The organism is Phyllobacterium sp. RCAM01083 (assembly GCF_055685835.1).
In genome coordinates, this window is sequence record NZ_JBVFZN010000003.1 from 491840 (window position 1) to 517318 (window position 25479).

Genomic DNA, 25479 nt, shown 5'->3' on the forward strand with positions numbered 1-25479 from the left:
ATATTATCCATACTTCAATAGGTTAATACCTGTTTCCTCACCTTATTCTTGAGGAGGCCTGGGAAAGAAGATGCTCGTGCGTCGTTGATAGTCCCGGAAAGCCTGGCCGCGCGAGGCGAGCATGTGCTCCTCCAGCGGCGGGACGCCGGAGACATGGCGCAGCAGCACATACATCAGAACCGGCGCGGCAAGCGTGAGCCAGCCATGTACGTAGTCGCCGTCGAAATCCGCAGCGATCAGCACATAGGCTACCCAGCCCAGCCATTCGAAGAAGTAATTCGGATGGCGTGACCAGCGCCAGAAACCCGTATCGCAGATCTTGCCGCGATTGGCCGGGTTTCGCGAAAACCGCTTGAGCTGCCAATCCGCAATCGCTTCGCCGGCAAGCGCAACAAGCGCCACCACGAGCCCGAGATAATCGGGAAATTCCAGCTCGACATCCGGCCGGGCGGCGGCAATGTAAACGCTGACGACGAGGAGAATGCCGGCAAAGGCCTGCGTTTGCAGAAAGAAGAACATCTGTGAATTGGCAGAGGCACCCCATTGCCTGCGCAACCGCGCGTAGCGCGGATCATCCTCGCTGTTGAGTGTGCGCAGCAGAATATGCCCGCCCAGCCGCAGCGACCATAGCGCAAGCAGGACAATCACCAGCCATTTTCGGGCCGGCGAGACCATATCGCTGGAAAACAGGATGGAAAGAATGCCGATTGCCCCGACACCGAACGACCAGAAGGCATCCGCCCAGCCGCTGTTCCCGGTCTGGCGCTGCACAAGAAAGGCACAGGCCATCACGCCGCAGAGCGCGACAGCTGCGATAGTAAGAATGACGAGAGCTGTCATGCACGTTTACCTGTTGTTCACCGGGGATGTCAGGGTCAGAACTCATTGATCTGGTCGAAATGGTGTGAGGCCAGATCAATGAGTTCTGACCCTAGGCTGATGTTCAAAGGGCGGGGCATTGCAGCATACAGGATTTTCTCGATCAGCAAATCACCACCCGCTTAAGACCTATTCTTGTCCGGCTGTCCAAGGATAAAATTGGGGGTATTGCGCGGTGTGGCAACAACAAAGGGCAACAATGGTCCTCGACGCTTGGCCGGCCACGGGGCTGCAAGCGCTCATCGTCTGCGCGGGCACCCGCACGGTGCCGGAAAGGCTTTGCTAACCAAATTTCCATTTCGGGGAAAAATATCAAAACAGACACCGTGAAACGCGCCAGAGCGGCGATTTTGGAGCAAAAAGTGACGAGAATGAGCCCGATGGTCCACATCGTGCACAATTTTTTTGACGTTTTCGTAAAATTTGCTTGCAGGCCAAACAGCCTGAAAATGCTGCTCTATCCTGAGTTTAACTCGATTTAGGCCGTTTCGTCGACTCGCATATTTCGCATAATTCGCAGAATCGACGGCTTGCGTTTGGCAAAATTTTGGCTTTTGTTCATGCCTTCATAATTCTTCAAAGGGGAAGGACCAAAAAATGTCATTTATGAAACTCAACCTCCGCGCGGCGCTGCTGCTTGGATCGCTGATGATCGGCGCAAGCCCGGCACTGGCAGAAGCCGTGCTGCATCGCGGCAACAGCGGCGAACCGCAGACCCTTGATCAGTCACAGACCTCGATCGATATCGAAGCATTCATCGTCAAGGATCTCTACGAGGGCCTGACGATCTATGACGCCATGGGCAAGATTGTTCCGGGCACCGCGGAAAGCTGGAAGGTTTCCGATGACGGCACCGTCTACACGTTCAAGCTGCGCGACAATGCGAACTGGTCGGATGGCACGCCGGTAACGGCGGAAGATTTTGTCTTCTCGATGCGCCGCGTCGAAGACCCGAAGACAGCCGCCGGCTACGCCAATATCCTTTATCCCATCAAGAATGCCGAAGCCGTCAACAAGAGCAAGGCCAAGGTGGAAGAACTCGGCGTAAAGGCCATCGATGCCAAGACGCTGGAAATCACGCTCGAACGTCCGACCCCTTTCTTCATCGAGCTGCTGTCGCACCAGACCGCGCTGCCGATCAACAAGGCCAGCTTCGAAAAGAATGGCGCCGATTTCGTCAAACCGGGCAAACTGGTGGGCAATGGCGCATTCAAGCTGCTTGAACACGTGCCGAACGACCATCTGACCGTTGCCAAGAACGAACATTACTGGGACGCGGCGAACGTCAAGCTCGACAAGGTCATCTTCTACCCCCTGGAAGACCAGGCTGCAGCCGTCCGACGATACGAAGCCGGTGAACTGGACCTCGTCTACAACTTCTCCTCCGACCAGATCGAGCGCATGCGCGCCGCCAATGCCAAGCAGGTCCACGTGACCCCGGCCATGGCAACCTACTACTACCCCTTCGATACGCGCACCGAACCGTTCAACGATGTGCGCGTGCGCCGTGCCCTTTCGATGGCCGTCGATCGCGATTTCCTTGCCAAGGACATCTACAACGGTACCAAATTGCCGGTTTACTCCCTGGTTCCTCCGGGCATGCAAAACTACGGCGAACCGTCCAAGGCCGATTTTGCCGACAAGTCGCAGCTTGACCGTGAAGATGAAGCGCTCAAGCTGATGAAGGAAGCGGGCTATGGCGAAGGCGGCAAGCCTTTGAACATCGAAATCCGCTACAACACCAACCCGAACCACGAGCGTGTGGCAACGGCTGTTGCCGACATGTGGAAAAAGGCCTTCGGCGCCAAGGTCACGCTGATGAACCTCGATATTTCATCGCACTACGCCTACCTGCAGGAAGGCGGCAAGTTCAACGTTGCCCGCGCCGGCTGGACGGCAGACTATGCCGATCCGGAAAACTTCCTGAACCTCAATGTCAGCACCAACAAGACCTTCAATTACGGGCATTATTCCAATCCGGAATTTGATGCCCTGATGAAGAAGTCCTATGAAGAGCGCAATCCTGCGGAACGCGCCAAGATCCTGCACCAGGCAGAAGCATTGATCATGCGCGATCAGCCGATCGCGCCGCTGATGAATGATGCGAACCTCTGGCTCGTGGCCGACAAGGTCAAGGGCTGGGGTGACAACGCCAACAACGAGCACCTGAGCAAATATCTCAGCGTTGAATAGCAAAGTCTGACGCGCAACCCGCACCCGCGGGTTGCGCGTCACGCTTTTGCCCGGCTCGCTATGTGCCAGCTACCGACCGCAAATCGACAAACAGACATGACCCGGCACGGCCCTTTCGACAGGACCGTGAACGGATGGATATTGCCATTTCATGCCAAACACCGACCAGTAAACGGCGAGGAAACAGCCAGATGACGCTTGCGAAGTTGAATATGACCGCCGCCCTGCTTGCCGGTTCGCTTATGCTGGCGGCAGGTCCGGCGCTTGCCGAAGCGGTGCTGCACCGCGGCAATTCCGGCGAGCCGCAAACGCTGGATCCGTCCCAGACCTCGCTTGAAATCGAGGCATTCATCCTGAAAGACCTCTATGAAGGTCTGACCAGCTATGATCCCGCCGGCAAGATCGTGCCGGGTGCGGCCGAGAGCTGGACTGTCTCCGACGACGGCACGGTCTATACCTTCAAGATCCGCGCCAATGCCAACTGGTCGGACGGCTCGCCCGTCACCGCGGACGATTTCATTTTCTCCTTCAAGCGTGTCGAAGAGCCGAAGACGGCCGCCGGCTACGCCAACATGCTCTACCCCATCAAGAATGCCGAGAAGATCAACAAGGGCGAACTTCCTGTCGACCAGATCGGCATGAAGGCGATTGATGCCAAGACGCTCGAAATCACCCTGGAGCGCGCCACGCCGTTCTTCGTCGAACTGCTGGCGCACCAGACCGCCCTGCCAGTCAACAGGGCAAGCCTTGAAAAGAACGGCGCCGACTTCATCAAGCCGGGCAAACTCGTCTCCAATGGCGCCTTCGAGCTTGTCGAACACGTGCAGAACGATCATCTGACCGCCGCCAAGAACCCTGATTACTGGGGTGCCGGGGATGTGAAACTCGACAAGGTCATCTTCTACCCGACCGAGGATCAGGCGGCCGCCGTGCGCCGCTTCGAGGCCAGGGAAATGGACCTCGTCTACAATTTCTCGGCCGACCAGATCGAGCGCCTGCGTGCATCCATGGGCGATCAGGTGCGCATTACCCCGGCGCTGTCGACCTATTTCTATTCCTTCGACACCCGCGTCGAACCGTTTAGCGACGTGCGCGTGCGCCGGGCGCTGTCCATGGCGATCGACCGCGACTTCCTGTCGAATGAAATCTACAAGGGTGCGCAGCTGCCGGCCTATTCGCTCGTGCCGCTTGGCATTGCCAATTACGGTGAACCGGCCAAGCCCGATTTTGCCGACATGTCGCAGCTCGACCGCGACGACAAGGCGGTCGCGCTGATGAAGGAGGCGGGCTATGGCGCGGGCGGCAAGCCGCTCACCATCGAGATCCGCTACAACACCAATCCCAATCACGAACGGGTCGCCATCGCCGTTGCCGATATGTGGAAAAAGGCCTTCGGCGCCAATGTGACGCTGCTGCAGAACGATATCAGCGCCCACTACGCTTATCTGAAGGAGGGCGGCAAGTTCAACGTGGCGCGGGCCGGCTGGACCGCGGATTATGCCGATGCCGAGAACTTCATGGTGATCAATCTGAGCACCAACACCACCTTCAATTATGGTCGCTGGAACAATCCGGACTTCGATGCCCTGGTCAAGAAATCCTACGACGAAAAAGACCCCGCGGCCCGCGCCAAAATTCTGCATGAAGCCGAAGCACTGGTCCTGCAGGAACAGCCCGTCGCGCCGATGATGAATTTCGGGCAGCTCTGGCTCGTGTCCAACCGCGTCAAGGGCTGGAAGGACAACGGCACCAACGACCATCTGAGCAAATATCTGAGCCTTGCGGAACAATGACCGGTTTGAACGCAACGGTCTAATTGAGTGAGTGGGTGCAGCTGCTGCGAAAGCTGCACAGAAGAGAGAGTATATCTCCATGTTTCATTTCGTCCTTCGCCGACTGGCGAGTGCAGTGCCGACATTGTTCATTGTCGTCACCATTTCGTTCTTCCTGATGCGGTTTGCACCGGGCGGTCCCTTCAACCTTGAAAGACCGCTGCCGCCGGCGACGATGGAAAACCTGATGAAGGCCTATCATCTCGATCAGCCGCTCTGGAACCAGTATCTGCAATATCTCAAGAATGCAGTGACCGGCGATTTCGGCCCCAGCTACATCTACAAGGACAACACGATTGCCGAGCTGATCGGCAAGGGCCTGCCTTACTCGGTGGAACTTGGATTCTATGCCTTGCTCCTTGCACTCTTCGGCGGGGTCATTGTCGGAACGATCGCGGCTTTGCGCCAGAACAGTTTCCTCGATTTCCTCATCATGTCCGTCGCGACAATCGGCGTGACGGTACCCAATTTCGTCGTGGGCCCGGTGCTCACGCTGATTTTCGCGGTGCTGTTGTCCCTATTGCCCGCGGGTGGCTGGGGTGACGGATCGTGGCGCTTCCTGATATTGCCGATGATCGCGCTGGCGCTGCCCCAGCTGGCCGTCTTTGCCCGTCTCACGCGCGGCTCGATGATCGAAGGCCTGCATACCGATCACATCCGCACGGCACGCGCCTACGGATTGCCGCCAAGGACCGTCGTCATCACCCATGCGATGCGCGGGGCACTCCTGCCGGTTGTTTCCTATCTAGCGCCCTGCGCCGCCGCGCTGCTGACCGGTTCCGCCGTGGTCGAAACCATCTTCACCATTCCCGGCGTCGGCCGCTACTTCGTGCTGGGTGCCATCAATCGCGATTACACGCTCGTGATGGGAACGGTCGTTCTCGTGGCGATTTTCGTCATCGTTTTCAATCTTGTGGTCGATATTCTGTACGGCCTTCTTGATCCGAGGGTTCGCCATGACTGATATATCGACAACAAACATTCCCGAGAAGGAAACCCAGGGGCGCAGCCTGTTTCAGCTGGCAACGCTCCGCTTCCGCCGCAACCGTGCGGCGATGGCCGGCTGCGTGGTGCTGTTCTTCATCACCCTGTTTTCCTTCTTCGGACCCTATTTCCTCAGTCATACCTACGATCAGGTATTCCCATCCTACGTCACCATCCCGCCGAGCCTTGAAGCCTTGCCGAAGGCCGATACCCTCGGCGACGTGATGGCAGGCGTGGCAAGCCGTGCCCGGGTGCAGCTGAAGGAATTTGCCGTCGACGGCAACACGTTCACCGCAACCATTCATTCGGACCAGCCAATCGATCCGCGGGCGACCCGCTATTTCGACCGGGCGAACGAGTTTCAGGGTACGAAGGTGGCGGCCACGGAAGACGATGGCAAAACCCTCAAGCTGTCGGGCAATGTCAATCGCGAATACTTCTTCTTCGGCACCGACGCCAACGGCCGCGACATGCTGGCCCGCATCATGCTCGGCGGGCAGATTTCGCTGGCCGTCGGGTTCCTTGCCAGTCTTGTTTCACTGGCTGTCGGCGTAACCTACGGCGCCATCTCCGGTTACATCGGCGGGCGCGTCGACAATGTGATGATGCGCCTGATCGAGATTCTCTATTCCCTGCCGTTCGTGTTTCTCGTGGTGGTGCTCGTCGTCTTCTTCGGGCGCAGTTTTATCCTGATCTTTCTGGTGATCGGTGCCGTGGAATGGCTTGATATGGCACGCATTGTGCGCGGTCAGACCCTTGCCCTGAAACGCCGCGAATTCATCGGCGCGGCGCAGGCCCTGGGGTTAACCGACTGGCAGATCATCCGCCGGCACATCATTCCCAATACGATTGGTCCCGTCATCGTCTTCGTCACGGTCGTGGTTCCGAAAGTCATCCTTCTGGAGAGCTTCCTGTCCTTCCTCGGTCTCGGTGTTCAGGCGCCGCTGACCAGTTGGGGCGCGCTGATTTCCGAAGGTGCAAACAAGATGCAATCTGCACCGTGGCTGCTGATTTTCCCTGCCATTTTCTTTGTCGTCACCCTGTTCTCGCTGAACTTCATCGGTGACGGCCTGCGTGATGCACTCGACCCGAAGGACCGCTGAAATGACGGACAACAAAGATGCAGTATTGTCCGTGCGCGGACTGAAAGTCGACTTCACCACGCCGGACGGCGATGTCAATGCCGTCAAGGGCATCGATCTCGATGTTCTTCCCGGCGAAACACTGGCCGTCGTTGGTGAATCCGGCTCCGGCAAGAGCCAGACCATGATGGGCATCATGGGTCTCCTGGCGCAGAACGGCCGCGTGGCCGGCTCGGCAAAATATCGCGGCAAGGAACTTGTCGGCCTGTCGACCAAGGCGCTCAACGAGGTGCGCGGCTCGAAAATCACCATGATTTTCCAGGAGCCCATGACCTCGCTCGACCCGCTTTACACGATCGGGCGACAGATTGCCGAGCCCATCGTCCACCACAAGGGTGTTAGCTTCAAGCAGGCGAAGGTGCGCGTGCTCGAACTGTTGAAGCTTGTCGGCATTCCCGAACCGGAACGGCGCATCAACAGCTACCCGCACGAAATGTCCGGCGGTCAGCGTCAGCGCGTCATGATCGCCATGGCGCTAGCCAACGAACCGGATCTTCTGATTGCCGATGAGCCGACCACCGCGCTCGACGTAACGATCCAGGCCCAGATTCTTGATCTCCTGCGCGATTTGCAGAAGCGGTTCGGCATGGCCATCGTGCTGATCACCCATGATCTTGGCGTGGTCAAACATTTTGCCGAGCGCGTGGTTGTCATGCGGCGCGGCGAGGTCGTCGAAAAAGGGACGATCAAGGACATCTTTGAACGCCCGCAGGAAGACTATACCAAGATGCTGCTGGCCGCGGAGCCCAGCGGCAGCAAGTCGGCGCCGGAAGACAAGGCGCCGATCATGCTGGAAGGGCGCAATGTCACGGTCGACTTCGCCATCGGCGGCGGTTTCTTCACCAGCGCACACACGCGCTTCCGCGCCGTGGACGGCGTAACGGTCCGGCTCAAGCAGCGGCAAACCATCGGCATTGTCGGTGAATCCGGCTCCGGAAAGTCAACGCTCGGCCGGGCACTCCTGCGTCTTCTGCCGAGCAATGGCCAGTATCATTTTGAAAACAAAAACATTTCCGGCTTTGATCGTGCTGCCATGCGGCCACTGCGCCGGGAATTGCAGCTGGTGTTCCAGGATCCCTACGGCTCGCTTTCGCCGCGCCAGACAGTGGGTGAAATCATCACCGAAGGCCTGCTCATCCACGAGCCGCAACTGTCGCGCGCCGACCGCGACAAGCGGGCCATAGCCGCATTGAAAGAAGTGGGGCTCGATCCGGGTGCGCGCAATCGCTATCCGCACGAGTTTTCCGGGGGACAGCGGCAACGCATCGCCATCGCGCGCGCCATGATCCTCAAGCCGAAGGTCGTCATTCTCGATGAACCGACCTCGGCGCTCGACCGGTCTGTGCAGGGGCAGGTGATCGAACTGCTGCGCGACCTGCAGGCCAAGCACGATCTGTCCTATATCTTCATCAGTCACGATCTCGCGGTGATCAAGGCGATGTCCGACTATGTGATCGTGATGAAGAGCGGCAAGATCGTCGAGGAAGGCCAGACCGATGATATTTTCGATGCGCCGCAGCACGATTATACCAAGACGCTGATCGGCGCTGCTTTCGATCTGGATTAGATCGCGCTTGTCTAATGCAAAACGCCGTTCTGTGGATTGTCACAGAACGGCGTTTTGTAGAGCGCGAAACAATTAAAGTTCAGATCGCCAAGGCGGATTTGCTCCGGCGCGCGATACGGTGACCGCAGACGCCTTGACACCGAGCAGCAAGGCCGCGCGGATTTGCTCTTCCTCAAGCGACGTCAGCGCAGCTTTGGCCAGAAGGCCGGCTTCCTGCAGCGAGGTCAGGACGCCCGCCGTGAACGTATCGCCAGCCCCCACCGTATCGACAACTGCAACCTTCTGCGCCGCCACATGCACCGCCAGCTCGGATGTATAGCCGGTCACGCCATCCGCACCATGGGTGACGAGGATGAGCTTCGGACCATGCTGCGACGCCGGGACAATCCAGCGCCGTGCAATCTCTTCCATCGTGCCGCTCTCACCGAACCAGCGCATATCCTCATCGGAAATCTTGACGATATCGCTCATGGCGATCATGCGGCGCATGCGCGCCAGATGCTTTTCCTTGTCAGGGATAAAGCCCGGCCGGATGTTGGGGTCGAGAACGATGACGCGCTTTTCATGCTCGCGCGCCATCAGCGCTTCATAGGTCGAGCCGCAGGGTTCCGGAATGAGGCTGATCGCGCCGAACTGCAGCGTCGTGACATTGTCCTCCAGCGCCGGCAGATCGCCGAGGGCGAGTGAACGCCCGGCACTGTTCTCATCGTAGAAGGTGTAGCTGGCCTGGCCGTCGGTCAGGCGCACGAAGGCAAGCGTCGTGGGCTGCGGCGAAATATGCGCGTAGCGCGTGCCGACATGGTTGGCCGCCAGGCTTTCGCGCAGCATCTGACCGAAGAAATCCGAGGAGACACCGGAATAGAATTCTGTCGGCACGCCGAGGCGGCCCAAGGCAATGGCTGTATTGAAAACCGCGCCGCCGACATAGGGCGCAAAAGCCGGTTCACCCGCCTCGCTCGTGCGCGGCAACATGTCGATCAGCGCTTCACCACAACATAGGATCATTTGTCAGTTTCTTTCGATGGATAGATGACGCCCTTGCGGACGATGATATTGCCGTAAAGCCTTGGTTCGCTTGTCGCGATGATGGTATGGGCATCCTTCACCCGTGTGTAGAACGCATCGCCGACCAGCGGCAAGAGCGAAAATCCGGGGGCACGGCGCGCGCAAACTTCGTTCATTTCCTCGTGCACCGGATCAAGGAGATCGGGATTTCCCTTCACCGTTGCGCGGAACAGCGCGTGCGGCACGAAATCATCCACCGGCATGACCTGCAGGATCGCATCGAGGATGGGAATCAGCGGCAGGCCATCGGCCCGGATCAGCCGCCGGGCATGTTCCAGCGCCGGATAATTGCCGTCGACCAGCGCGATTTCGTCGCCATGGCCCATGGCACGCAAGGTCGCGAGAAGCTCCGGGCCCAGGATGGGCGGAATACCAATCAGCACGTTCAATCGACCTTTCTGAATATTTTCTGTCCGATGAGGAACCGGTCCGACAGGGCAAGACTGGCGGCCCCGAGGGCTCGGGCATGAATGCCGACCGAGCCTTCGACAATGACGGGCAGCTCGATCCCCTCCAGATCGAATGTTCCGACATGGGCGCGTACGGCATCGACGATCCGGGCGCGCACGTGCGCGGGCATCCAGCCATCGATAACAGCCGCTTCAAAATCGACAACCGACGCGGCGGCAATCACCGCCTGCGCAATGGCCTTGCCCGAACGGTCGATCCAACCGTCCAATTCCTCACCCATCTGGCCCCAATCGTCGGGCGAGGTCCACAGCGGTGAGGGGTCACGGCCAAGGCTGGTGACGATGCGCTCCAGCGCGGTGATCGATGCAATGTCGATCAGCTGCTGCGTGGTCCCGTCGGGACCGGGCACCGGCATGGAACCGAGCGCGCCGGCATTGCCGCTGCGCCCCGCATAGAGGCTGCCATTGATGACGATACCGCCGCCGATGAACGAGCCGATATAGAAATAGACGAAATCATTGAGGTCTTTTGTCTCGCCGAAGACAAGCTCCGCACCGCAGGCCGCCGTGATGTCATTCTGCAGATAGACCGGAAAATCGCAGATGGCGGCAATCGATGCCTTGATATCGGACTGGCGCCATTGATCGAGGATCTCCTGCGGCGCCCCGACTGTATCGGCCCATTTCCACAGTTCGAACGGCGCGGCGATGCCAAGACCGGCCACCTTCGAACGCTGCTTCGCGTCAAGGCCATCCAGCATCGTCGCGATGCCATCCCTGGTGAAAGCCAGGACCGAATCCGGCGTCGGATAGGCATAGGGCATATGCAGCATGGACCGGATACGCCCGACAAAATCGATCAGCACCAGATCCGCACTGCGCCGCCCGATCTTGAGGCCGAGGAAGAAGGCACCCTCCGGATTGAGCGACATGGGAATGAGCGGCTGGCCGATGCGGCCGCGCAGCGGCTCTTCGCGCGAAAGCAGCTCGTCGGCTTCCAGCATGCGCATGATGATCGAGATCGTCTGCGCCGAAAGTCCTGTCATCCGCGCAATGGCTGTTTTGGCAAGGCTGCCATGCTGGCGCAACAGCGAAAGCACGACCCGCTCATTGTGGTCGCGCATGCCGCTCTGGTTTGTTCCCTGATGAAGCGGCGGCCGTGTTCCTCCCGGACCGTGGCGCTCCGATAGTCTGATGCCCAAAAGGACGTCCTCCCTGATATCGGCGCGACAATGGAGCCATCAGGCAAACCTGTCAATAATAAATAAGAGTGATTTATTAATGTTGACAGCTTGGCGAGGCTGGTATTTTCTAGGGCAGCACTTGGCCGGGAGGATAACTGTCCGAGGTGTTCATGCGAAAGTAGAGCTGCCCACCGGCAGCGCGTCGCATTACGATCAAACTCTGGGAGGTAGTGACATGCGCAAAAGCATTTATCTGAAATCAACCATTCTTGGTGCCGCCGTTGTGGCCATCGCCGCCTTTGCCGCTCCGGCACAGGCTGCAGGCGTCGGTGCCTGCCTGATCACCAAGACGGACACCAATCCGTTCTTCGTCAAGATGAAGGAGGGCGCCGTTGCCAAGGCAAAGGAACTCGGCGTCGACCTCAAGACCTATGCCGGCAAGATCGACGGCGACAGCGAAAGCCAGGTGGCAGCGATTGAAACCTGCATCGCGGATGGTGCCAAGGGCATCCTGATCACCGCATCCGACACGGCCGGCATTGTTTCGTCGGTCAAGCAGGCCCGAGATGCCGGCGTTCTCGTCATTGCACTCGACACAACGCTTGATCCAATCGACGCAGCAGATGCAACATTTGCCACGGACAACCTTCTGGCAGGCGAACTCGTCGGCAAGTGGGCTGCCGGAACCTTGGGTGACAAAGCCAAGGATGCAAAAATTGCATTCCTTGACCTGACGCCTTCGCAGCCATCCGTCGATGTCCAGCGCGACCAAGGTTTCATGAAGGGCTTTGGCATTGACGTGGGCGACATCAACAAGATCGGCGACGAAAAAGACCCGCGCATTGTCGGCCATGACGTTACCAACGGCAATGAAGAAGGCGGCCGCAAGGCGATGGAAAACCTTCTGCAGAAAGACCCGGGCGTCAACGTCGTTTATACGATCAACGAACCGGCAGCTGCGGGTGCTCACGAAGCACTGAAGGCATTCGGCAAGGACAAGGGCGTCCTTCTCGTGTCCATCGACGGCGGCTGCCCGGGCGTGAAGAATGTCGAAGCGGGCATCATCGGCGCAACTTCGCAGCAATATCCGCTGATGATGGCTTCGCTCGGCATCGAGGCAATCAAGAAGTTCGCCGATACCGGCGAAAAGCCGAAGCCAACGGCAGGCAAGAGCTTCTTTGATACGGGCGTTTCCCTTGTGACGGACAAGCCGGTCAAGGGCGTCGAGTCCATCGACGTGAAAAGCGGCCTTGCCAAGTGCTGGGGCTGATCACGCCCTGATTTGACAGAAAAGCCAGCAAACAGCGAGAGGACGGTGTAAAACCGTCCTCTCCAAGCTGCGCAAATTTTGGGGGAGCCAACCCATGAACGAAGCCAATCCGGGATCACAACCCAAGCAGGAATTCGAGCGCGTTCTGACACAGAGCGCCACGGCCATCGCCAGTTTCGACGGCGAGCAGAAAAGCCTGGTCGAGCGGACGCGCCATTTTCTTCATTCGAGCCCGGCAGCGGTACCGCTGATCGTTCTCGTTCTGTCGCTGGCGGTTTTCGCCATCATCGTCGGTTCGCGCTTTTTCACACCCTTTGCCCTGTCGCTGATCCTGCAACAGGTCGCGATCGTCGGTATTGTCGGCGCCGCCCAGACCTTGGTGATCCTGACCGCCGGTATCGACCTTTCCGTCGGCGCGATCATGGTCCTCACATCGGTTGTCATGGGCCAGTTCACCTTCCGTTACGGACTGCCCGTCGAACTTTCCATCCTGTGCGGCGTGGCCCTCGGCGGATTGTGCGGTCTCATCAACGGCATTCTCATTGCCTATGTGAAACTGCCCCCCTTCATCGTCACGCTCGGCACATGGCAGATCTTTCTGGCCACGACCTATATCTACTCGGCCAATGAAACGATCCGGGCGCAGGACATCGAAGCGAAGGCGCGCACGCTGCAGTTCTTCGGCGAAAAAATCCAGATCGGCAGCGCCACCTTCACCTATGGCGTATTCGCCATGATCCTTCTGATCGCCGTTCTCTGGTACGTGCTGAACCACACCGCCTGGGGCCGCCATCTCTATGCGATCGGCGATGATCCGGAAGCGGCGGAACTGGCGGGTGTCAGGACCAAGCGCGTGCTGATTTCCGTCTACGTGCTGGCCGGTTTCATCTGCGCGCTCGCCGGTTGGGCCCAGATCGGCCGCAACGGTTCGGTATCACCGCAGGTCGGCCAGTTCGCCAATATCGAATCCATTACCGCGGTGGTTATCGGCGGCATGTCGCTCTTCGGCGGACGTGGTTCCATCCTCGGCATGCTGTTCGGCGCGCTGATCGTCGGCGTCTTCTCCTTCGGCATGCGCATGTATGGCACGGATGTCCAATGGACCTATCTGATGATCGGCGTCCTGATCATCACGGCCGTGGCAATCGATCAGTGGATCAGAAAGGTAGCAGGCTGATGACACAGCAACCCATTCTCACCGCCCGCGGCCTGGTCAAGCGGTACGGCCGTGTCACCGCGCTCGATCATGCGGATTTCGATCTTTATGCCGGCGAAGTCCTCGCCGTCATCGGTGACAACGGCGCGGGAAAATCCTCCCTGATCAAGGCGATTTCCGGTGCGGTTCACCCCGACGAGGGCGAGATCACGCTCGATGGCAAGCCGATCCATTTCCGCTCTCCCATGGAAGCGCGCGATGCCGGGATCGAAACCGTCTATCAGAACCTTGCCCTGTCGCCGGCACTCTCCATCGCCGACAACATGTTTCTCGGCCGTGAAATCCGCAAGCCGGGTATTCTGGGCAGCTGGCTGCGCATGCTCGACCGCAAGACCATGGAAAAGCAGGCCCGTGACAAGCTGACCGAGCTTGGCCTGATGACCATTCAGAACATCAGCCAGGCGGTGGAAACGCTCTCCGGCGGCCAGCGGCAGGGTGTCGCCGTGGCGCGCGCGGCGGCCTTCGGCTCCAAGGTCGTCATCATGGACGAACCGACGGCGGCGCTTGGCGTCAAGGAGTCACGCCGCGTTCTCGAGCTCATCCAGGATGTGAAAAAGCGCGGATTGCCGATTGTGCTGATCTCGCACAATATGCCACATGTTTTCGAAGTGGCGGACCGCATCCACATTCACCGGCTTGGCAAACGCCTTTGTGTCATCGACCCGAAGGAATACAGCATGTCGGATGCCGTGGCATTCATGACCGGCGCCAAGGAACCACCCGCCAGTCTTGCTGCATGAAGGACAGAATTGAAAAATGAAACGCTCAGAAGTCAACGCGATCATCCGTGAAAGCGACAAGTTCATCCGCTCCTTCGGCTATGTCATGCCGCCTTTCGCCTACTGGTCGCCGGAAGAGCTGAAGGCCCGCACCTCAAGCGATTCCAGGGCCATTCTCGATGCCAGGCTCGGCTGGGATATCACCGACTATGGACAGGGCAAGTTCGATGAACTCGGCCTGTTCCTCTTCACCACCCGCAACGGCAATCAGGCAGACCTGAAAAAGGGCGGCGGCATGCTCTATGCGGAAAAAATCATGATCTCCCGCGAAAAGCAGCTCTCGCCGATGCACCGCCATATCGTCAAGGCCGAGGACATCATCAACCGCGGCGGCGGCACGCTCGTGCTCGAACTGTTCAACTCGAATGCCGATGGCAGCGTCGACGAGAAGACGGATGTGCAAGTGGCAACGGACGGCCGTATCGTCATGCTGAAGGCCGGCGGCCTGCTGAAGCTGCAGCCGGGCGAAAGCGTGACGCTGCTGCCGGGAAACTGGCACGCATTCTGGGGTGAGGGCGGCGACGTCCTGATCGGCGAGGTTTCCACGGTCAATGACGACCTGACCGACAATATCTTCCGCGAGCCGATCGGCCGCTTCTCTTCGATTGAAGAAGACGAGGCACCGGTGCATCTTCTGGTTTCCGATTATGACAAATGGCTTGCCTGAGCCATCCTGCGGACAGCACAATGATTATAGCGATCGATGAGCTGGTGACGGCCATTCTGGCCCGCGCCACCGAAACCAAACGTTTGATCGTTGCCATTGCCGGCCCTCCCGGGGCCGGCAAATCCACCGTTTCCGCCGCTATCTCCGCGGCAATCAACGCACGCGAGGCCAATGCGGCCGTCGTGGTTCCCATGGACGGATTCCATCTCGACAATGCCATCCTCGATGCGCGCGACCAGCGCAAGCGCAAGGGATCGCCGCCAACCTTCGACTGTGCGGGCCTGGAGGTGCTGTTGAAACGGCTCAGGGCAGGGGAAGACAATGTCGTCATTCCGCTCTTTGACCGCAAGCTCGATCTCGCCCGGGCGGGTGCCGCCGTGGTCAGCGGCGATCAGCGCGTTCTCCTGGTCGAGGGGAACTATCTTCTTCTGAACCAGTCGCCCTGGGACCGGCTGGCGCCGCTGTTCGACCTCACCGTATTTCTGCAGGTGGATCGTGTCGAAATGGAAAATCGCCTCGTGCAGCGGTGGCTGGGCTATGGCTACAATGTCGGCTCGGCACAGCAGCGTGCCCTGTCGAACGACATTCCCAATGCCGACCTTGTGCTCTCCGCCTCGCGCCCCGCTGATTACACGGTCGTCAACTAGAGCCATTGTCATTTGACTGTAACAGGGAAAGGCAATGAGCTGTCCTTCCCTGGCGAGAGAAGATTCGCCACATGCAGGCACGATGATGAACAGCCTCTATCCAGAGATTGAACCTTATGACCACGGCATGCTCGCCGTCGGTGATGGCAACGAAATCCATTGGGAAGCCTGCGGCAATCCGCAGGGAATTGCGGCTCTTGTCCTGCACGGCGGTCCGGGTTCCGGCTCATCCGCAAGCGCACGGCGTTTCTTCGATCCAGAGCGCTACCGCATCATCCTGTTCGATCAGCGGGGCTGCGGGCGCAGCATACCGCATGCCAGCGATCCCCAGGCCGATATGTCCGTGAACACGACGGAACATTTGTTGAGGGATATCGAATGTTTGCGCGCCCATCTTGATATCGGGCATTGGCTTCTGTTCGGCATATCATGGGGCTGTACGCTCGGGCTTGCCTATGCCGAGGCCTATCCGGAGCGTGTCCTGGCTTTGGTGCTGGCAGGGGTGACAACGACGCGGCGATCCGAGATCGATTGGCTCTATCACGGCATCGCTCCGCTGTTTCCCGAGCAATGGGCGCATTTCCGGCGCGGTGCTGAGCTTGATAATGCCCGGCAGGTCTCGGGTGCGTGGTTCGACAAGCTCACCATGAGGGGATTGAGTGCCCTGCAGAAACAAGACCTCCCTCATGGTGAGCTTGTCGAACCACGCACCCAATCAATGCAGCAAGACTTGGCCAAAAACACCGATGACGATCTTGTCGCTGCCTATTATCGCCTGCTCAACGATACGGATCCCACCATCCGTTTGCAGGCGGCACGCGACTGGCATGCATGGGAATCCGCATCCATCCTTGTCGATCCCGCGGCAAAACTGTCACCAAAATGGTCGGATGATCGCTATATCCTGGCACGCGCCCGCATCATAACCCACTATTTCTATCACAATGCCTGGCTGGAAGACCGCATTTTATTGAACCAAGCCAGTCTGTTGAAGGGAATTCCTGGTGTCATGATTCAGGGCCGTTTCGACCTTGAAGCCCCGCTTGTCACCGCGTGGGAGTTATCGAAGGCCTGGCCGGATGGCATGCTTGTCATCGTGCCCAATGCCGGTCATTCCCCAACCAGTCCCGGCATGACGGACGCCATTATCGCCGCGACGGACCGGTTTGCACGCGGCCCGTCAAATGACGCGGTCGGCATTTGATGCAACCGAAAGCCTATGCGCGGGGTGAAAGGCGTGTGGCCATGTTTGCCATGATCGCGGCAGCCGCGGCGCGGGTAATGCCGGCCCAGGACTGCAAGACGTCCGGAGTTATGCGGTAGGCAGGACCGGTGACGGAAATGCCCGCAACGAAGTGCCGGTTATTGGCATGTATCGGCGCGGCAACGCAGCAGATATCCGCCTCGTGTTCTTCCCGGTCATAGGCATTGCCTTCCGCCCTGATCTGTTCGATTTCCTGCCGCAGCGCCTTGGCATCGGGCAGCGTGCTCGGAGTAAAACGCTGAAACGCGATCTGGGCAATGCGCGCCTGAAGCTCATCGTCGGGCAGGGCGGACAGGGCTGCCTTGCCGACGCCGGTGCAATAGACCGGGGCGGTATTGCCGATCTGCGAATACATGCGCACGCTCTGCCGGCTTTCGACCTTGTCGAGATAGATCACCTCGATACCCCGCAAAACGCCTAAATGAACCGTTTCACCGGTCTGTTCGTGCAGTCTCTGCAGATGCGGTTCGGCAATGGTGCGAAAATCATTGCTGGCCCAGGCCCTGGAGGCGAGCTCCAGCAGGCGCAGCCCGAGACCGTAGGAGTGATCCCGGTTCAGGTCGAGAAGTCCTTCCTCGATCAGATTGGATATTTGCCGGTGCAGCGTACCACGCGGCTGGTCGGACAGTTTGAGCACATCGGTGAATCGAAGCGGCACGGGCGATGACGCAATGATGTGCACGACCTCAAGCGCCTTGCCGAGCGTCCCCGTTGAATTTTCCCGTGTCTTGCCCATTGAATCGCAACCGCCTCTTGACTTTCGGCACCATAGGATGACTATTCTATATAGTCAAATCACGTTCCAAATAATGGAACATTGCAGCGAGATTTTCTCATGATGCCCTCGGCGATTTTCCCTGACCTGAAAGATCGTTCTGTCCTGATCACCGGGGGAGGGTCCGGGATCGGCGCAGCGTTGACGGAGGGGTTCGTGCGCCAGGGGTCGCGCGTTGCCTTCATCGACATTGCGGATGAAGCCTCGCAATCATTGGCGGAGCGCCTCGACCGCGAATATGGCAACCGGCCGCTCTATCTCAATACGGACCTGCGCGATATCGAAGCGCTGCGGGCCTCGATCAGCCGCGCCATTGGGGCCCACGGCCCGGTGACGGTGCTTGTGAACAATGCCGCCTGGGACGACAGGCACGACATCGATGATGTGACCGTCGAATACTGGGACAAGAACCAGTCGGTCAATCTGCGTCCGCAGTTCTTTGCCGCACAGGCCGTTGTGCCGGGCATGCGGCAGGCGGGCGGCGGTTCCATTGTCAATTTCACCTCGACGTCCTTCATGATCAATCAGGGCAACTTTCCCTCCTATACCGCTGCAAAGGCTGGGATTATCGGCCTGACCAAAGGCCTTGCCGGACGCCTCGGGCCGGAGAAAATCCGCGTCAACGCGATCGCGCCTGGATGGGTCATCACCGACCGCCAGCGCGAACTCTGGGTGACGGAAGACGGTTTGAAGTCCCACATCGGCAAGCAGGTTCTCAAGGAAGAGATCCAGCCCGGCGACATGGTCGGCCCCTGCCTGTTTCTCGCCTCCGATGCGGCCCGCATGCTCACCGCCCAGACATTGATTGTCGATGGAGGCTATCTGTGACCACCGCTGCAACCTATGCCGTTGCCGACTGGGGAACGAGCCGTTTCCGTCTCTGGCTTCTCGACCGTGAAGGCCATGTCGTCGCCGAGCGGCGTTCGGACGATGGTCTGGATACCTCCCGCGCGCGCGGTTTTGCTGAAACGCTCGAGGATCATCTTGCCAGCCTGCGCGCACCGGTGGATTTGCCGGTCATCATCTGCGGCATGGCGGGTTCGCGTCAGGGCTGGGTGGAAGCCAATTATGTCCCGGTTCCGGCGGATCTCACCGCCATTCTTTCCGGGGCGGTGAAGATTGCCGGCATCAGGCGCGACGTGCGTATCATTCCCGGTCTGTCGCAGTCGGGCAGCGCGCCCAATGTCATGCGGGGCGAGGAAACCCAGCTGCTGGGTGCCATGCTGGCGCGCAACCTGCGCAGCGGCCTCGTGGCGATGCCCGGCACGCATTCGAAATGGGTCGAGCTGGACGAGGGCAGGGCAACGTCATTTTCCACCTTCCTGACCGGCGAGCTCTATGCGCTTCTGGCCGGGCATTCGATCCTGCGTCATTCCATCGGCAACGCCGCGGAAGCGGTGACACCGGACCACCCCCAATTCACCGCAGGGCTTGAATTGATGCTCGGCGGCAACCGGCGCATGCTGGGCGAGCTCTTCGGCATCCGCGCGGCGATGCTGCTGGAAAATCTGCCGCCGGACGGTGCCGCGTCGCGACTGTCCGGTCTGCTCATCGGAACGGAAATTGCCGGGGCCAAGGAAAAATTCGGCACCTCGGCCACCATTGCACTGGTCGCATCCGGCGCGATGGCCACGCTTTATGCCAAAGCCATGACCGTTGCCGGCCTGAACTTCGATATCGTCGACGCCGATGAAGCGGTGCGCAAGGGCCTGTTCGTTGCCGCGTCACAGCTTTGGCCTGCCATACAAGGATAATTCCAATGCCCCAATCGTCCGCTCCCTGGCCTAAACTGAAGCGCGATCTCATCGCGATCCTGCGCGGCGTCAAGCCGGATGAAGTGCTGGCCATCGGCGAAGAACTGGTGAAAGCCGGTATCGATGTCATCGAGGTGCCGCTGAATTCACCCGAACCGTTCCAGTCCATCGAGCTGCTGGCAAAGACACTGCCGTCCCATGTCCTGATCGGGGCAGGCACCGTGCTTGATCCCGCCGACATTGCGCGCCTCGATGCAGCCGGTGGCCGCCTGATGATCAGCCCCAATGTCGATGCCGCCGTGCTGGCCGCCGCCGCCCGGGCCGGGATGGTCACCATGCCCGGCGTGTTCACGCCGACGGAAGCGCTGGCCGCCTTGCAGGCCGGGGCCTCGGGCCTCAAGTTTTTCCCGGCAAGCGTCCTGGGGCCGGACGGCATCAAGGCGATCAGCGCCATCCTGCCGAAGGGAACAGTCATCGGCGCCGTCGGCGGCGTCGACGAGAACGGCTTTGCCGCCTACGCCAAGGTCGGGGTTCGCACCTTCGGCCTGGGTTCCAGCCTGTACAAGGTCGGCGCATCCGCTTCCCACGTCGCTGAACGGGCAAGGGCCACGGTCGAGGCCTATGACCGCACCTTCCAAGCCGGAGCCTGACCATGGATCAGCCGAAGATCAGCATCCTGCACGACGACCCATGTGAACTCGGCGAAGGCCCTGGCTACGATCCGCTGACAAGCACGATCTGGTGGTTCGATATCGTCACCGGCCGGCTTTTCGAGAAGCCGCGCGCCGGGGGTCCGGCCGCAATCCATCCGCTCGGCCAGATGGCGAGTGCGCTTGCGGTGATCGATGCGGGGCGCCAGCTGATCGCGACGGAAACAGGTCTGTTCATCCGCGACCGCAAGACCGGACATACGGTCATGCACCAGCCCATCGAGGCGGATAATCCGGTGACCCGCTCGAACGATGCCCGCGTCCATCCGGCGGGCGCCTTCTGGATCGGCACCATGGGCAAGAAATCGCAGAAGGGGGCAGGATCGATCTATTGGTACCGGGAAGGGCAGCTGCGCACCCTTTTCACCGGCATTTCGATCACCAATTCGATCTGCTTCTCGCCGGACGGACGTATCAGCTATTTCGCCGATACCACCCGCAATATCATCTGGCGGGTCGATACCGATCCGCAGACCGGCCTGCCCATCGGCGAGCCCGCGGTCTTCTACCAGCACAAGGACGCCGGCGGCATCGACGGCTCCGTCGTTGACCGCGACGGCAATCTCTGGAATGCGTGCTGGGGCCGTTCGCATATCGATGTCTATTCGCCCGATGGCAGACGGATCCGTTCGATCGCAACCCCGGCGCGGCAACCATCCTGCCCGGCGTTCATCGACGCCGACTCCGCAACCCTGGTGGTAACGACTGCCTATCATGACATGACGGAAGCGGAGCAAAAATCCGATCCCAATGCCGGCAAGACATTCCTGATCGAGCTGGCCGGGAAGGGGCGTTTCGATCCGCCCGTCCGGCTGTGACAATCTTGCCCGTCTCAACCCGAAAGGCCGCGTGCCAGATATGCTTGCTTGCCGAATAGGACCATGATGATGAAGCCGGTGGCTGAAAAGACAATGGCCAGAAGCAGCCAGCCCGGCAAACCCCAGCCAACCAGCAGCGCCGTGAGCAGAATGGGGCCGAACATTTCGGCGGCCGCAGAACTGGTATTGAAGAAACCCTGATATTCCCCCTCCTGTCCCGGTGGCGCCAGTCTGAAGCTTAGATCCCAGGCTCCGGCCATGTGCATCATCTCACCCGACACATGCAGCAAGGCCGCCCAGTAGAGCGAATACCACCGTCAGCCATACCGTCGACGGCACAGCCATTGCTGCAAAAAGGAAACAGGCCGCAGACAGCAGAAGGGTGGCGAAGAAGATCGACCTGCGCGCCTCGCATGCATTGGTGACCCGGCGTGCCAGCCGCACCTGCATCAGCATGACACTTACCGTGTTCAAGCCATAGAGGACCGAAGCGATCCAAAGCGGGGCGTTGGTGTGCAGGGCAATCCACAGGGGCAGCGCCATGTTGAGCAGAGGAATGTAGAGAAGAATGACCGTGTTGAGCAGCGTCAGGATCATATAGGGCCGGTCTCCCAGCACGGTGAGCGGAGAACCTTTCCGGACGGTGGCAAGCCCCGGCACCACGGGCGGCAGCAACGAGGAAAATTGCCCCGCCAAGGGCAAAGGCCAGCCGATAGCCGGTCAAACTGTCGAAATACAATGCCAGGCCGCCGATCATGGCACCGGCCGATAGGCCGCAATTGCCTAGCGCGCGCAGATACGCGCTCGTTTGCGTGCGCTGGCTGGCATCAATAAGGGTCGCAATCATCGCCATGCGCGCGGTCATGGCGCCACGCAGACATGCGGCAAAGCAACAGGCGGTTATGACAAAGGCCGTGACCCCGCTAACCAACAGGAAAATCCAGTCGCAGACGCCGGCCCCAACGGTCAGCCACGCCGCAATGTTGCGCGCGTTCCAGCGATCGGCAAGAATGCCGATGGGCAATGGCACAAGCAAGCCAACCAATCCGGCTACCGTCAGGCCAAGGCCTATTTCGAGCGGCGCCAAACCGGATGCTCTGGAAAAGAACAAGGCAGAACTGGAAAAATATACACCGGCGGCGACGGCACCCATCGTCTGGGCAATGGCAAGCCCGCGAACTGTCCTGTCCGCGGGCAGGATAGTTCGCGGGAAAACGCCGTGTTTCAACCGATTTTCTGGCTATCGCCATGCAGCGAGATGACTTCTGGCGACCAAAACACCGAAGTACAACCAGCGGTTATGGCTACCGGAGCCTCTCCATCGGCTGTCGCAATTGCATATGCTGGGTTTGTCATAATCATGCTCTGTTGGATTATCCTCGCACAAAAAGCCTACATCAGATCGAAATGACCGAAAATTAGACCAACGGACTAGAGGCGGCAGGGAAGGGTGTCTGGCTTTCCCTTGAAGCGAAAAAAGCCGCGCCGATGCGTGTTTCCGGACACATGTCCGGGAGAACCGGTGCAATTTGCAGTGAACGCAACTTGGAGTAGTTGACAATAGCGTCAAAGCTGCCAATCAGGCTGGAATATTAACCATATTCCTCCGGCCGGGAGACATAATCCGATGGACAAGCTGAATTTGCATCAGGACGAAATAGACGCATTTGATCTTGCTCCCATTTCCCTCTGGCTGGAAGATTTCAGCGATGTCCGGAAATTCTTCGATTCCCTCCGGCAGGCCGGTGTCAACGACATCACATCCTATCTGCGCGAGGATGAAAACCGGGTGCGCGATTGCGCAAGGCTCATCCGCGTCATCAAGGTCAACAAGAAGACACTGTCGCTGTTTGAAGCCGCTGATTTCAGCGAACTCGTCGCCAATCTCGGTGCCATTTTCCGCGACGACATGCTGCAGACGCATGTGCAGGAACTGGCGCAGCTTTGGCAAGGCAAGGGCGAATTTTCCAGCGACACCGTGAACTATTCGCTGTCCGGCAAACGGCTCGATATCCAGCTGCGCGGCAAGGTCTTGCCCGGTTATGAAACAAGCTGGGAAAAGGTTCTTATCTCCATCGAGGACGTGACCGACCGGGAAGAAGCGAGACGGCAGCACGCGGCAAGCCAGCGCTATGCCGAGGGTCTCTTTGAGCATTCTCCCGTATCCCTGTGGGTCGAGGATTTCAGCAAGATCAAGAAGCTGCTTGACGGGCTGCGCAACCGCGGCATCGAAGACTTCCGGGTTTTCACCGATGTTCATCCAGAATTCGTCCAGCAATGCGCCAGCGAAATCCGTGTCATCGACGTGAACCGCGAAACGCTCAAGCTTTTCCAGGCGCCGGACGCCATGACTTTGCTGCGCCGCTTGCCCGACGTGTTCAAGGACGAGATGAACGTGCATTTCCGTGAACAGCTGATTGACCTGTGGAACGGCAAGCTGTTCCATCAGCGGGAGACGGTCAATTACGCGCTCGACGGCTCCGAACGCCATGTCCTTCTGCAGTTTTCCGTGCTGCCCGGGCATGAAACAGACTGGTCGCTGGTTCAGATATCGCTGACCGATATCACCGCGCGTAAGAAAGCCGAAGCCTATCTTGAATATCTCGGCAAGCATGATGTGCTGACGCGTCTGCACAACCGTGCCTTCTACGTCGATGAGTTGAACCGGCTGGAACGCCGCGAGTTCTTTCCGGTCTCCATCGTCATCCTCGATCTCAACGGACTGAAGACAACCAATGATCAATGGGGCCACGGTGTCGGTGATGGATTGTTGCGCCGGGCCGGCGAAATCCTCAGCGAAGCCGTGAAGCCGCCGCATTATGCCGCGCGGATCGGCGGCGATGAATTTGCGGTGCTTCTGCCAGCAGTCGATGAAGCCGGTGCGGTGGCGGTCGTCGAGGAAATCGTCAGCCTGATCGAGATCAACAACCAGTACTATTCCAATATTCCATTGAGTTTTTCGATTGGCTGGGCCACCAGTGCTGCCGGCGAGAAACTGGAAGCCGTGGCAAAGCGCGCCGACCTGCAGATGTACCAGGACAAGCGGTTGCGCTATTCGACCGGTGAAACCGGCTGGCGCAGCGGTACGACCGTGCGCGAACAGGGCTGATCGCCTTGGCTGTTGCCGGGACATGTCTGTATCCCGGCAACAAAGCGTAGTTCCATAACTACTCTTATGCGATCTTAATGGCGATCTTGGTGGGTTCAAGGATGAAGCGCGACTTGCAATAGATAACAATGGTTTATCCAATGCAAGGAATCGCCCGTGGAACGCACCTACTCCCAGATTGACATGGATGAACGCCGCAAGATCGCTCACTGGCGAACGGCAGGCGTCAAGGTCGACATCATTGCTGAAAAACTTGGGCGTCATCGCTCGACGATTTTTCGTGAGCTCAGGCGTAATACCTTCACCGACGTGCAAATGCCCGAACTTAACGGGTATTACTGTGTGACGGCGAACGACATGGCACGTGAACGACGTGCCAAGCTCCGCAAACTGGCACGGTTCGCGCATCTGCGCCAATCCGTGATCGAGCGCATTATTCATGGCTGGTCACCGCAACAGATAGCCGGTCGGATGCAGCTGGAGCAGCATCCGATTTGTGTGAGCCACGAGACGATCTACAAGTTCGCCTATTCACCGGACGGCCATGCGATCAAGCTTTGGCGGCACCTGCCGGAACACCGTGCCCGGCGGCGGCCGAGGCATGCCAGACGGCGTCATGGCCGCAGGTTCAGCCCGGACGTCAATATCCTGCACCGCCCGGATGTCGTGGCGACGCGCAAACAGTTTGGGCATTGGGAATGTGACCTCATCCAATTTCGCAAGAAATTCGGAAAAGCCAATGTGACGTCTCTGGTCGAACGCGTCAGCCGGTTTGCCGTGTTTCTACGCAACAACGATCGGCAGTCGAAACCTGTCATGGACGGTCTGATCCAAGCACTGCAGTCCCTGCCCCATTTTGCCCGCCGCTCCATCACCTTCGACCGCGGCACCGAGTTCACTGACTGGCCCTACCTGCAGGCCGGCATCGGAACGCAAACATGGTTTTGCGATCCGCAGTCGCCCTGGCAGAAAGGCACTGTCGAGAACACCAACAGACGGGCCAGGAAATGGCTGTCGAGAGAGGTTGATCCGCTGTCGATCAGCGACCGTGATCTCACGGAAATCTGCAACAGGCTGAATTCCACACCGCGCAAATGCCTTGGCTACAAAACGCCAGCAGAAGTCTTCCGGCAAAAACTACTCGCGCAGAGACGGCGTGCGGGTTAGCTTCAAAAGCGTGCAAGTCGCGCTTCAGCGAGAACTCACACTTGGGT

Annotated in this window: 24 protein-coding genes; 17 read left to right on the forward strand and 7 right to left on the reverse strand. The window is 59.1% G+C overall.

The features are described from left to right. Positions 1 to 42: 42 nt before the first annotated feature. Positions 43 to 840 (reverse strand): DUF1295 domain-containing protein, encoded by a 798-nt coding sequence (locus ACZ25R_RS03840; protein WP_472460095.1) that lies wholly within the window; start codon positions 838 to 840, stop codon positions 43 to 45. A gap of 636 nt (positions 841 to 1476) precedes the next feature. Between ACZ25R_RS03840 and ACZ25R_RS03845 the strand changes: the two genes are divergently transcribed. The 5 genes from ACZ25R_RS03845 to ACZ25R_RS03865 all read left to right on the forward strand — a co-directional run bounded on the left by ACZ25R_RS03845 (position 1477) and on the right by ACZ25R_RS03865 (position 8597). Beyond that, a complete protein-coding gene (locus ACZ25R_RS03845) occupies positions 1477 to 3072 on the forward strand; it encodes a peptide ABC transporter substrate-binding protein (RefSeq protein ID WP_403181662.1) in 1596 nt (531 codons plus the stop codon). A gap of 191 nt (positions 3073 to 3263) precedes the next feature. After that, a complete protein-coding gene (locus ACZ25R_RS03850) occupies positions 3264 to 4865 on the forward strand; it encodes a peptide ABC transporter substrate-binding protein (protein WP_472460096.1) in 1602 nt (533 codons plus the stop codon). 79 nt (positions 4866 to 4944) lie between these two features. Continuing rightward, positions 4945 to 5868, forward strand: coding sequence for an oligopeptide ABC transporter permease OppB (gene oppB, locus ACZ25R_RS03855; RefSeq protein WP_105733698.1), 924 nt, complete (start codon positions 4945 to 4947; stop codon positions 5866 to 5868). Continuing rightward, positions 5861 to 6991 (forward strand): ABC transporter permease subunit, encoded by a 1131-nt coding sequence (locus ACZ25R_RS03860; RefSeq protein ID WP_223614611.1) that lies wholly within the window; start codon positions 5861 to 5863, stop codon positions 6989 to 6991. Before oppB ends, ACZ25R_RS03860 begins: the two co-directional genes overlap by 8 nt. Position 6992: 1 nt before the next feature. Beyond that, entirely contained in the window at positions 6993 to 8597 is a 1605-nt protein-coding gene (locus ACZ25R_RS03865) for an ABC transporter ATP-binding protein (protein ID WP_223614610.1), read from the forward strand. Positions 8598 to 8669: 72 nt separating this feature from the next. Here the strand turns inward: ACZ25R_RS03865 and ACZ25R_RS03870 are convergent, their stop codons facing one another. From ACZ25R_RS03870 to ACZ25R_RS03880, 3 genes are read right to left on the reverse strand one after another with little or no spacing between them, the layout of a single operon-like run. After that, complete coding sequence (locus tag ACZ25R_RS03870) at positions 8670 to 9602, reverse strand: carbohydrate kinase family protein (protein WP_472460097.1); 933 nt, start codon at positions 9600 to 9602, stop codon at positions 8670 to 8672. After that, positions 9599 to 10045 carry an RbsD/FucU family protein gene (locus tag ACZ25R_RS03875; RefSeq protein ID WP_472460148.1) on the reverse strand — a complete coding sequence of 149 codons (447 nt, stop codon included), beginning with the start codon at positions 10043 to 10045 and terminating at the stop codon, positions 9599 to 9601. The genes ACZ25R_RS03870 and ACZ25R_RS03875 overlap by 4 nt, the downstream gene beginning before the upstream one ends. A 2-nt stretch (positions 10046 to 10047) precedes the next feature. Then, on the reverse strand, positions 10048 to 11196 hold the full coding sequence (locus ACZ25R_RS03880) for an ROK family transcriptional regulator (RefSeq protein WP_472460098.1): 1149 nt from the start codon (positions 11194 to 11196) through the stop codon (positions 10048 to 10050). Positions 11197 to 11509: 313 nt separating this feature from the next. Here ACZ25R_RS03880 and ACZ25R_RS03885 point away from each other — a divergent pair, with 313 nt between their 5' ends. The 6 genes from ACZ25R_RS03885 (at position 11510) to ACZ25R_RS03910 (ending at position 17039) form a co-directional block, all read left to right on the forward strand. Continuing rightward, on the forward strand, positions 11510 to 12526 hold the full coding sequence (locus ACZ25R_RS03885; RefSeq protein ID WP_464664867.1) for a substrate-binding domain-containing protein: 1017 nt from the start codon (positions 11510 to 11512) through the stop codon (positions 12524 to 12526). A 94-nt stretch (positions 12527 to 12620) separates the two neighbouring features. Next, the gene (locus tag ACZ25R_RS03890; protein WP_472460099.1) at positions 12621 to 13703 is read left to right on the forward strand and encodes an ABC transporter permease; all 1083 of its coding nucleotides are present in this window, start codon (positions 12621 to 12623) and stop codon (positions 13701 to 13703) included. After that, on the forward strand, positions 13703 to 14482 hold the full coding sequence (locus tag ACZ25R_RS03895) for an ATP-binding cassette domain-containing protein (protein WP_105733692.1): 780 nt from the start codon (positions 13703 to 13705) through the stop codon (positions 14480 to 14482). Before ACZ25R_RS03890 ends, ACZ25R_RS03895 begins: the two co-directional genes overlap by 1 nt. 16 nt (positions 14483 to 14498) lie before the next feature. Further along, a complete protein-coding gene (locus ACZ25R_RS03900; RefSeq protein WP_472460100.1) occupies positions 14499 to 15188 on the forward strand; it encodes a D-lyxose/D-mannose family sugar isomerase in 690 nt (229 codons plus the stop codon). Positions 15189 to 15208: 20 nt separating this feature from the next. Further along, on the forward strand, positions 15209 to 15835 hold the full coding sequence (locus ACZ25R_RS03905; RefSeq protein ID WP_472460101.1) for a nucleoside/nucleotide kinase family protein: 627 nt from the start codon (positions 15209 to 15211) through the stop codon (positions 15833 to 15835). An 85-nt stretch (positions 15836 to 15920) separates the two neighbouring features. After that, positions 15921 to 17039, forward strand: coding sequence for an alpha/beta fold hydrolase (locus ACZ25R_RS03910; protein ID WP_472460149.1), 1119 nt, complete (start codon positions 15921 to 15923; stop codon positions 17037 to 17039). Positions 17040 to 17052: 13 nt separating this feature from the next. Here ACZ25R_RS03910 and ACZ25R_RS03915 read toward each other — a convergent pair whose 3' ends face one another. Next, positions 17053 to 17835 carry an IclR family transcriptional regulator gene (locus tag ACZ25R_RS03915; protein WP_472460102.1) on the reverse strand — a complete coding sequence of 261 codons (783 nt, stop codon included), beginning with the start codon at positions 17833 to 17835 and terminating at the stop codon, positions 17053 to 17055. A gap of 99 nt (positions 17836 to 17934) precedes the next feature. Between ACZ25R_RS03915 and ACZ25R_RS03920 the strand changes: the two genes are divergently transcribed. The 4 genes from ACZ25R_RS03920 to ACZ25R_RS03935 are packed head-to-tail and all read left to right on the forward strand — an operon-like array spanning position 17935 to position 21156. After that, complete coding sequence (locus ACZ25R_RS03920) at positions 17935 to 18702, forward strand: SDR family NAD(P)-dependent oxidoreductase (RefSeq protein ID WP_472460103.1); 768 nt, start codon at positions 17935 to 17937, stop codon at positions 18700 to 18702. Continuing rightward, on the forward strand, positions 18699 to 19628 hold the full coding sequence (locus ACZ25R_RS03925; RefSeq protein ID WP_288194439.1) for a 2-dehydro-3-deoxygalactonokinase: 930 nt from the start codon (positions 18699 to 18701) through the stop codon (positions 19626 to 19628). Before ACZ25R_RS03920 ends, ACZ25R_RS03925 begins: the two co-directional genes overlap by 4 nt. A 5-nt stretch (positions 19629 to 19633) precedes the next feature. Then, positions 19634 to 20278: a 2-dehydro-3-deoxy-6-phosphogalactonate aldolase gene (locus ACZ25R_RS03930; protein ID WP_223614600.1), complete on the forward strand. Its 645-nt coding sequence runs from the start codon at positions 19634 to 19636 to the stop codon at positions 20276 to 20278. A gap of 2 nt (positions 20279 to 20280) precedes the next feature. Then, positions 20281 to 21156: an SMP-30/gluconolactonase/LRE family protein gene (locus tag ACZ25R_RS03935; RefSeq protein ID WP_223614599.1), complete on the forward strand. Its 876-nt coding sequence runs from the start codon at positions 20281 to 20283 to the stop codon at positions 21154 to 21156. 14 nt (positions 21157 to 21170) lie between these two features. On the opposite strand, the gene ACZ25R_RS03940 is transcribed toward ACZ25R_RS03935, so the two are convergent. Together ACZ25R_RS03940 and ACZ25R_RS03945 are read right to left on the reverse strand one after the other, a co-directional pair. Continuing rightward, positions 21171 to 21416 (reverse strand): hypothetical protein, encoded by a 246-nt coding sequence (locus ACZ25R_RS03940; RefSeq protein WP_472460104.1) that lies wholly within the window; start codon positions 21414 to 21416, stop codon positions 21171 to 21173. Between the two features lie 5 nt (positions 21417 to 21421). Next, entirely contained in the window at positions 21422 to 22309 is an 888-nt protein-coding gene (locus ACZ25R_RS03945) for an MFS transporter (protein ID WP_472460150.1), read from the reverse strand. A 474-nt stretch (positions 22310 to 22783) separates the two neighbouring features. Here ACZ25R_RS03945 and ACZ25R_RS03950 point away from each other — a divergent pair, with 474 nt between their 5' ends. Together ACZ25R_RS03950 and ACZ25R_RS03955 are read left to right on the forward strand one after the other, a co-directional pair. Then, on the forward strand, positions 22784 to 24265 hold the full coding sequence (locus ACZ25R_RS03950; protein WP_472460105.1) for a sensor domain-containing diguanylate cyclase: 1482 nt from the start codon (positions 22784 to 22786) through the stop codon (positions 24263 to 24265). 156 nt (positions 24266 to 24421) lie between these two features. Continuing rightward, on the forward strand, positions 24422 to 25432 hold the full coding sequence (locus ACZ25R_RS03955) for an IS30 family transposase (RefSeq protein ID WP_464664934.1): 1011 nt from the start codon (positions 24422 to 24424) through the stop codon (positions 25430 to 25432). Positions 25433 to 25479 lie beyond the last annotated feature (47 nt).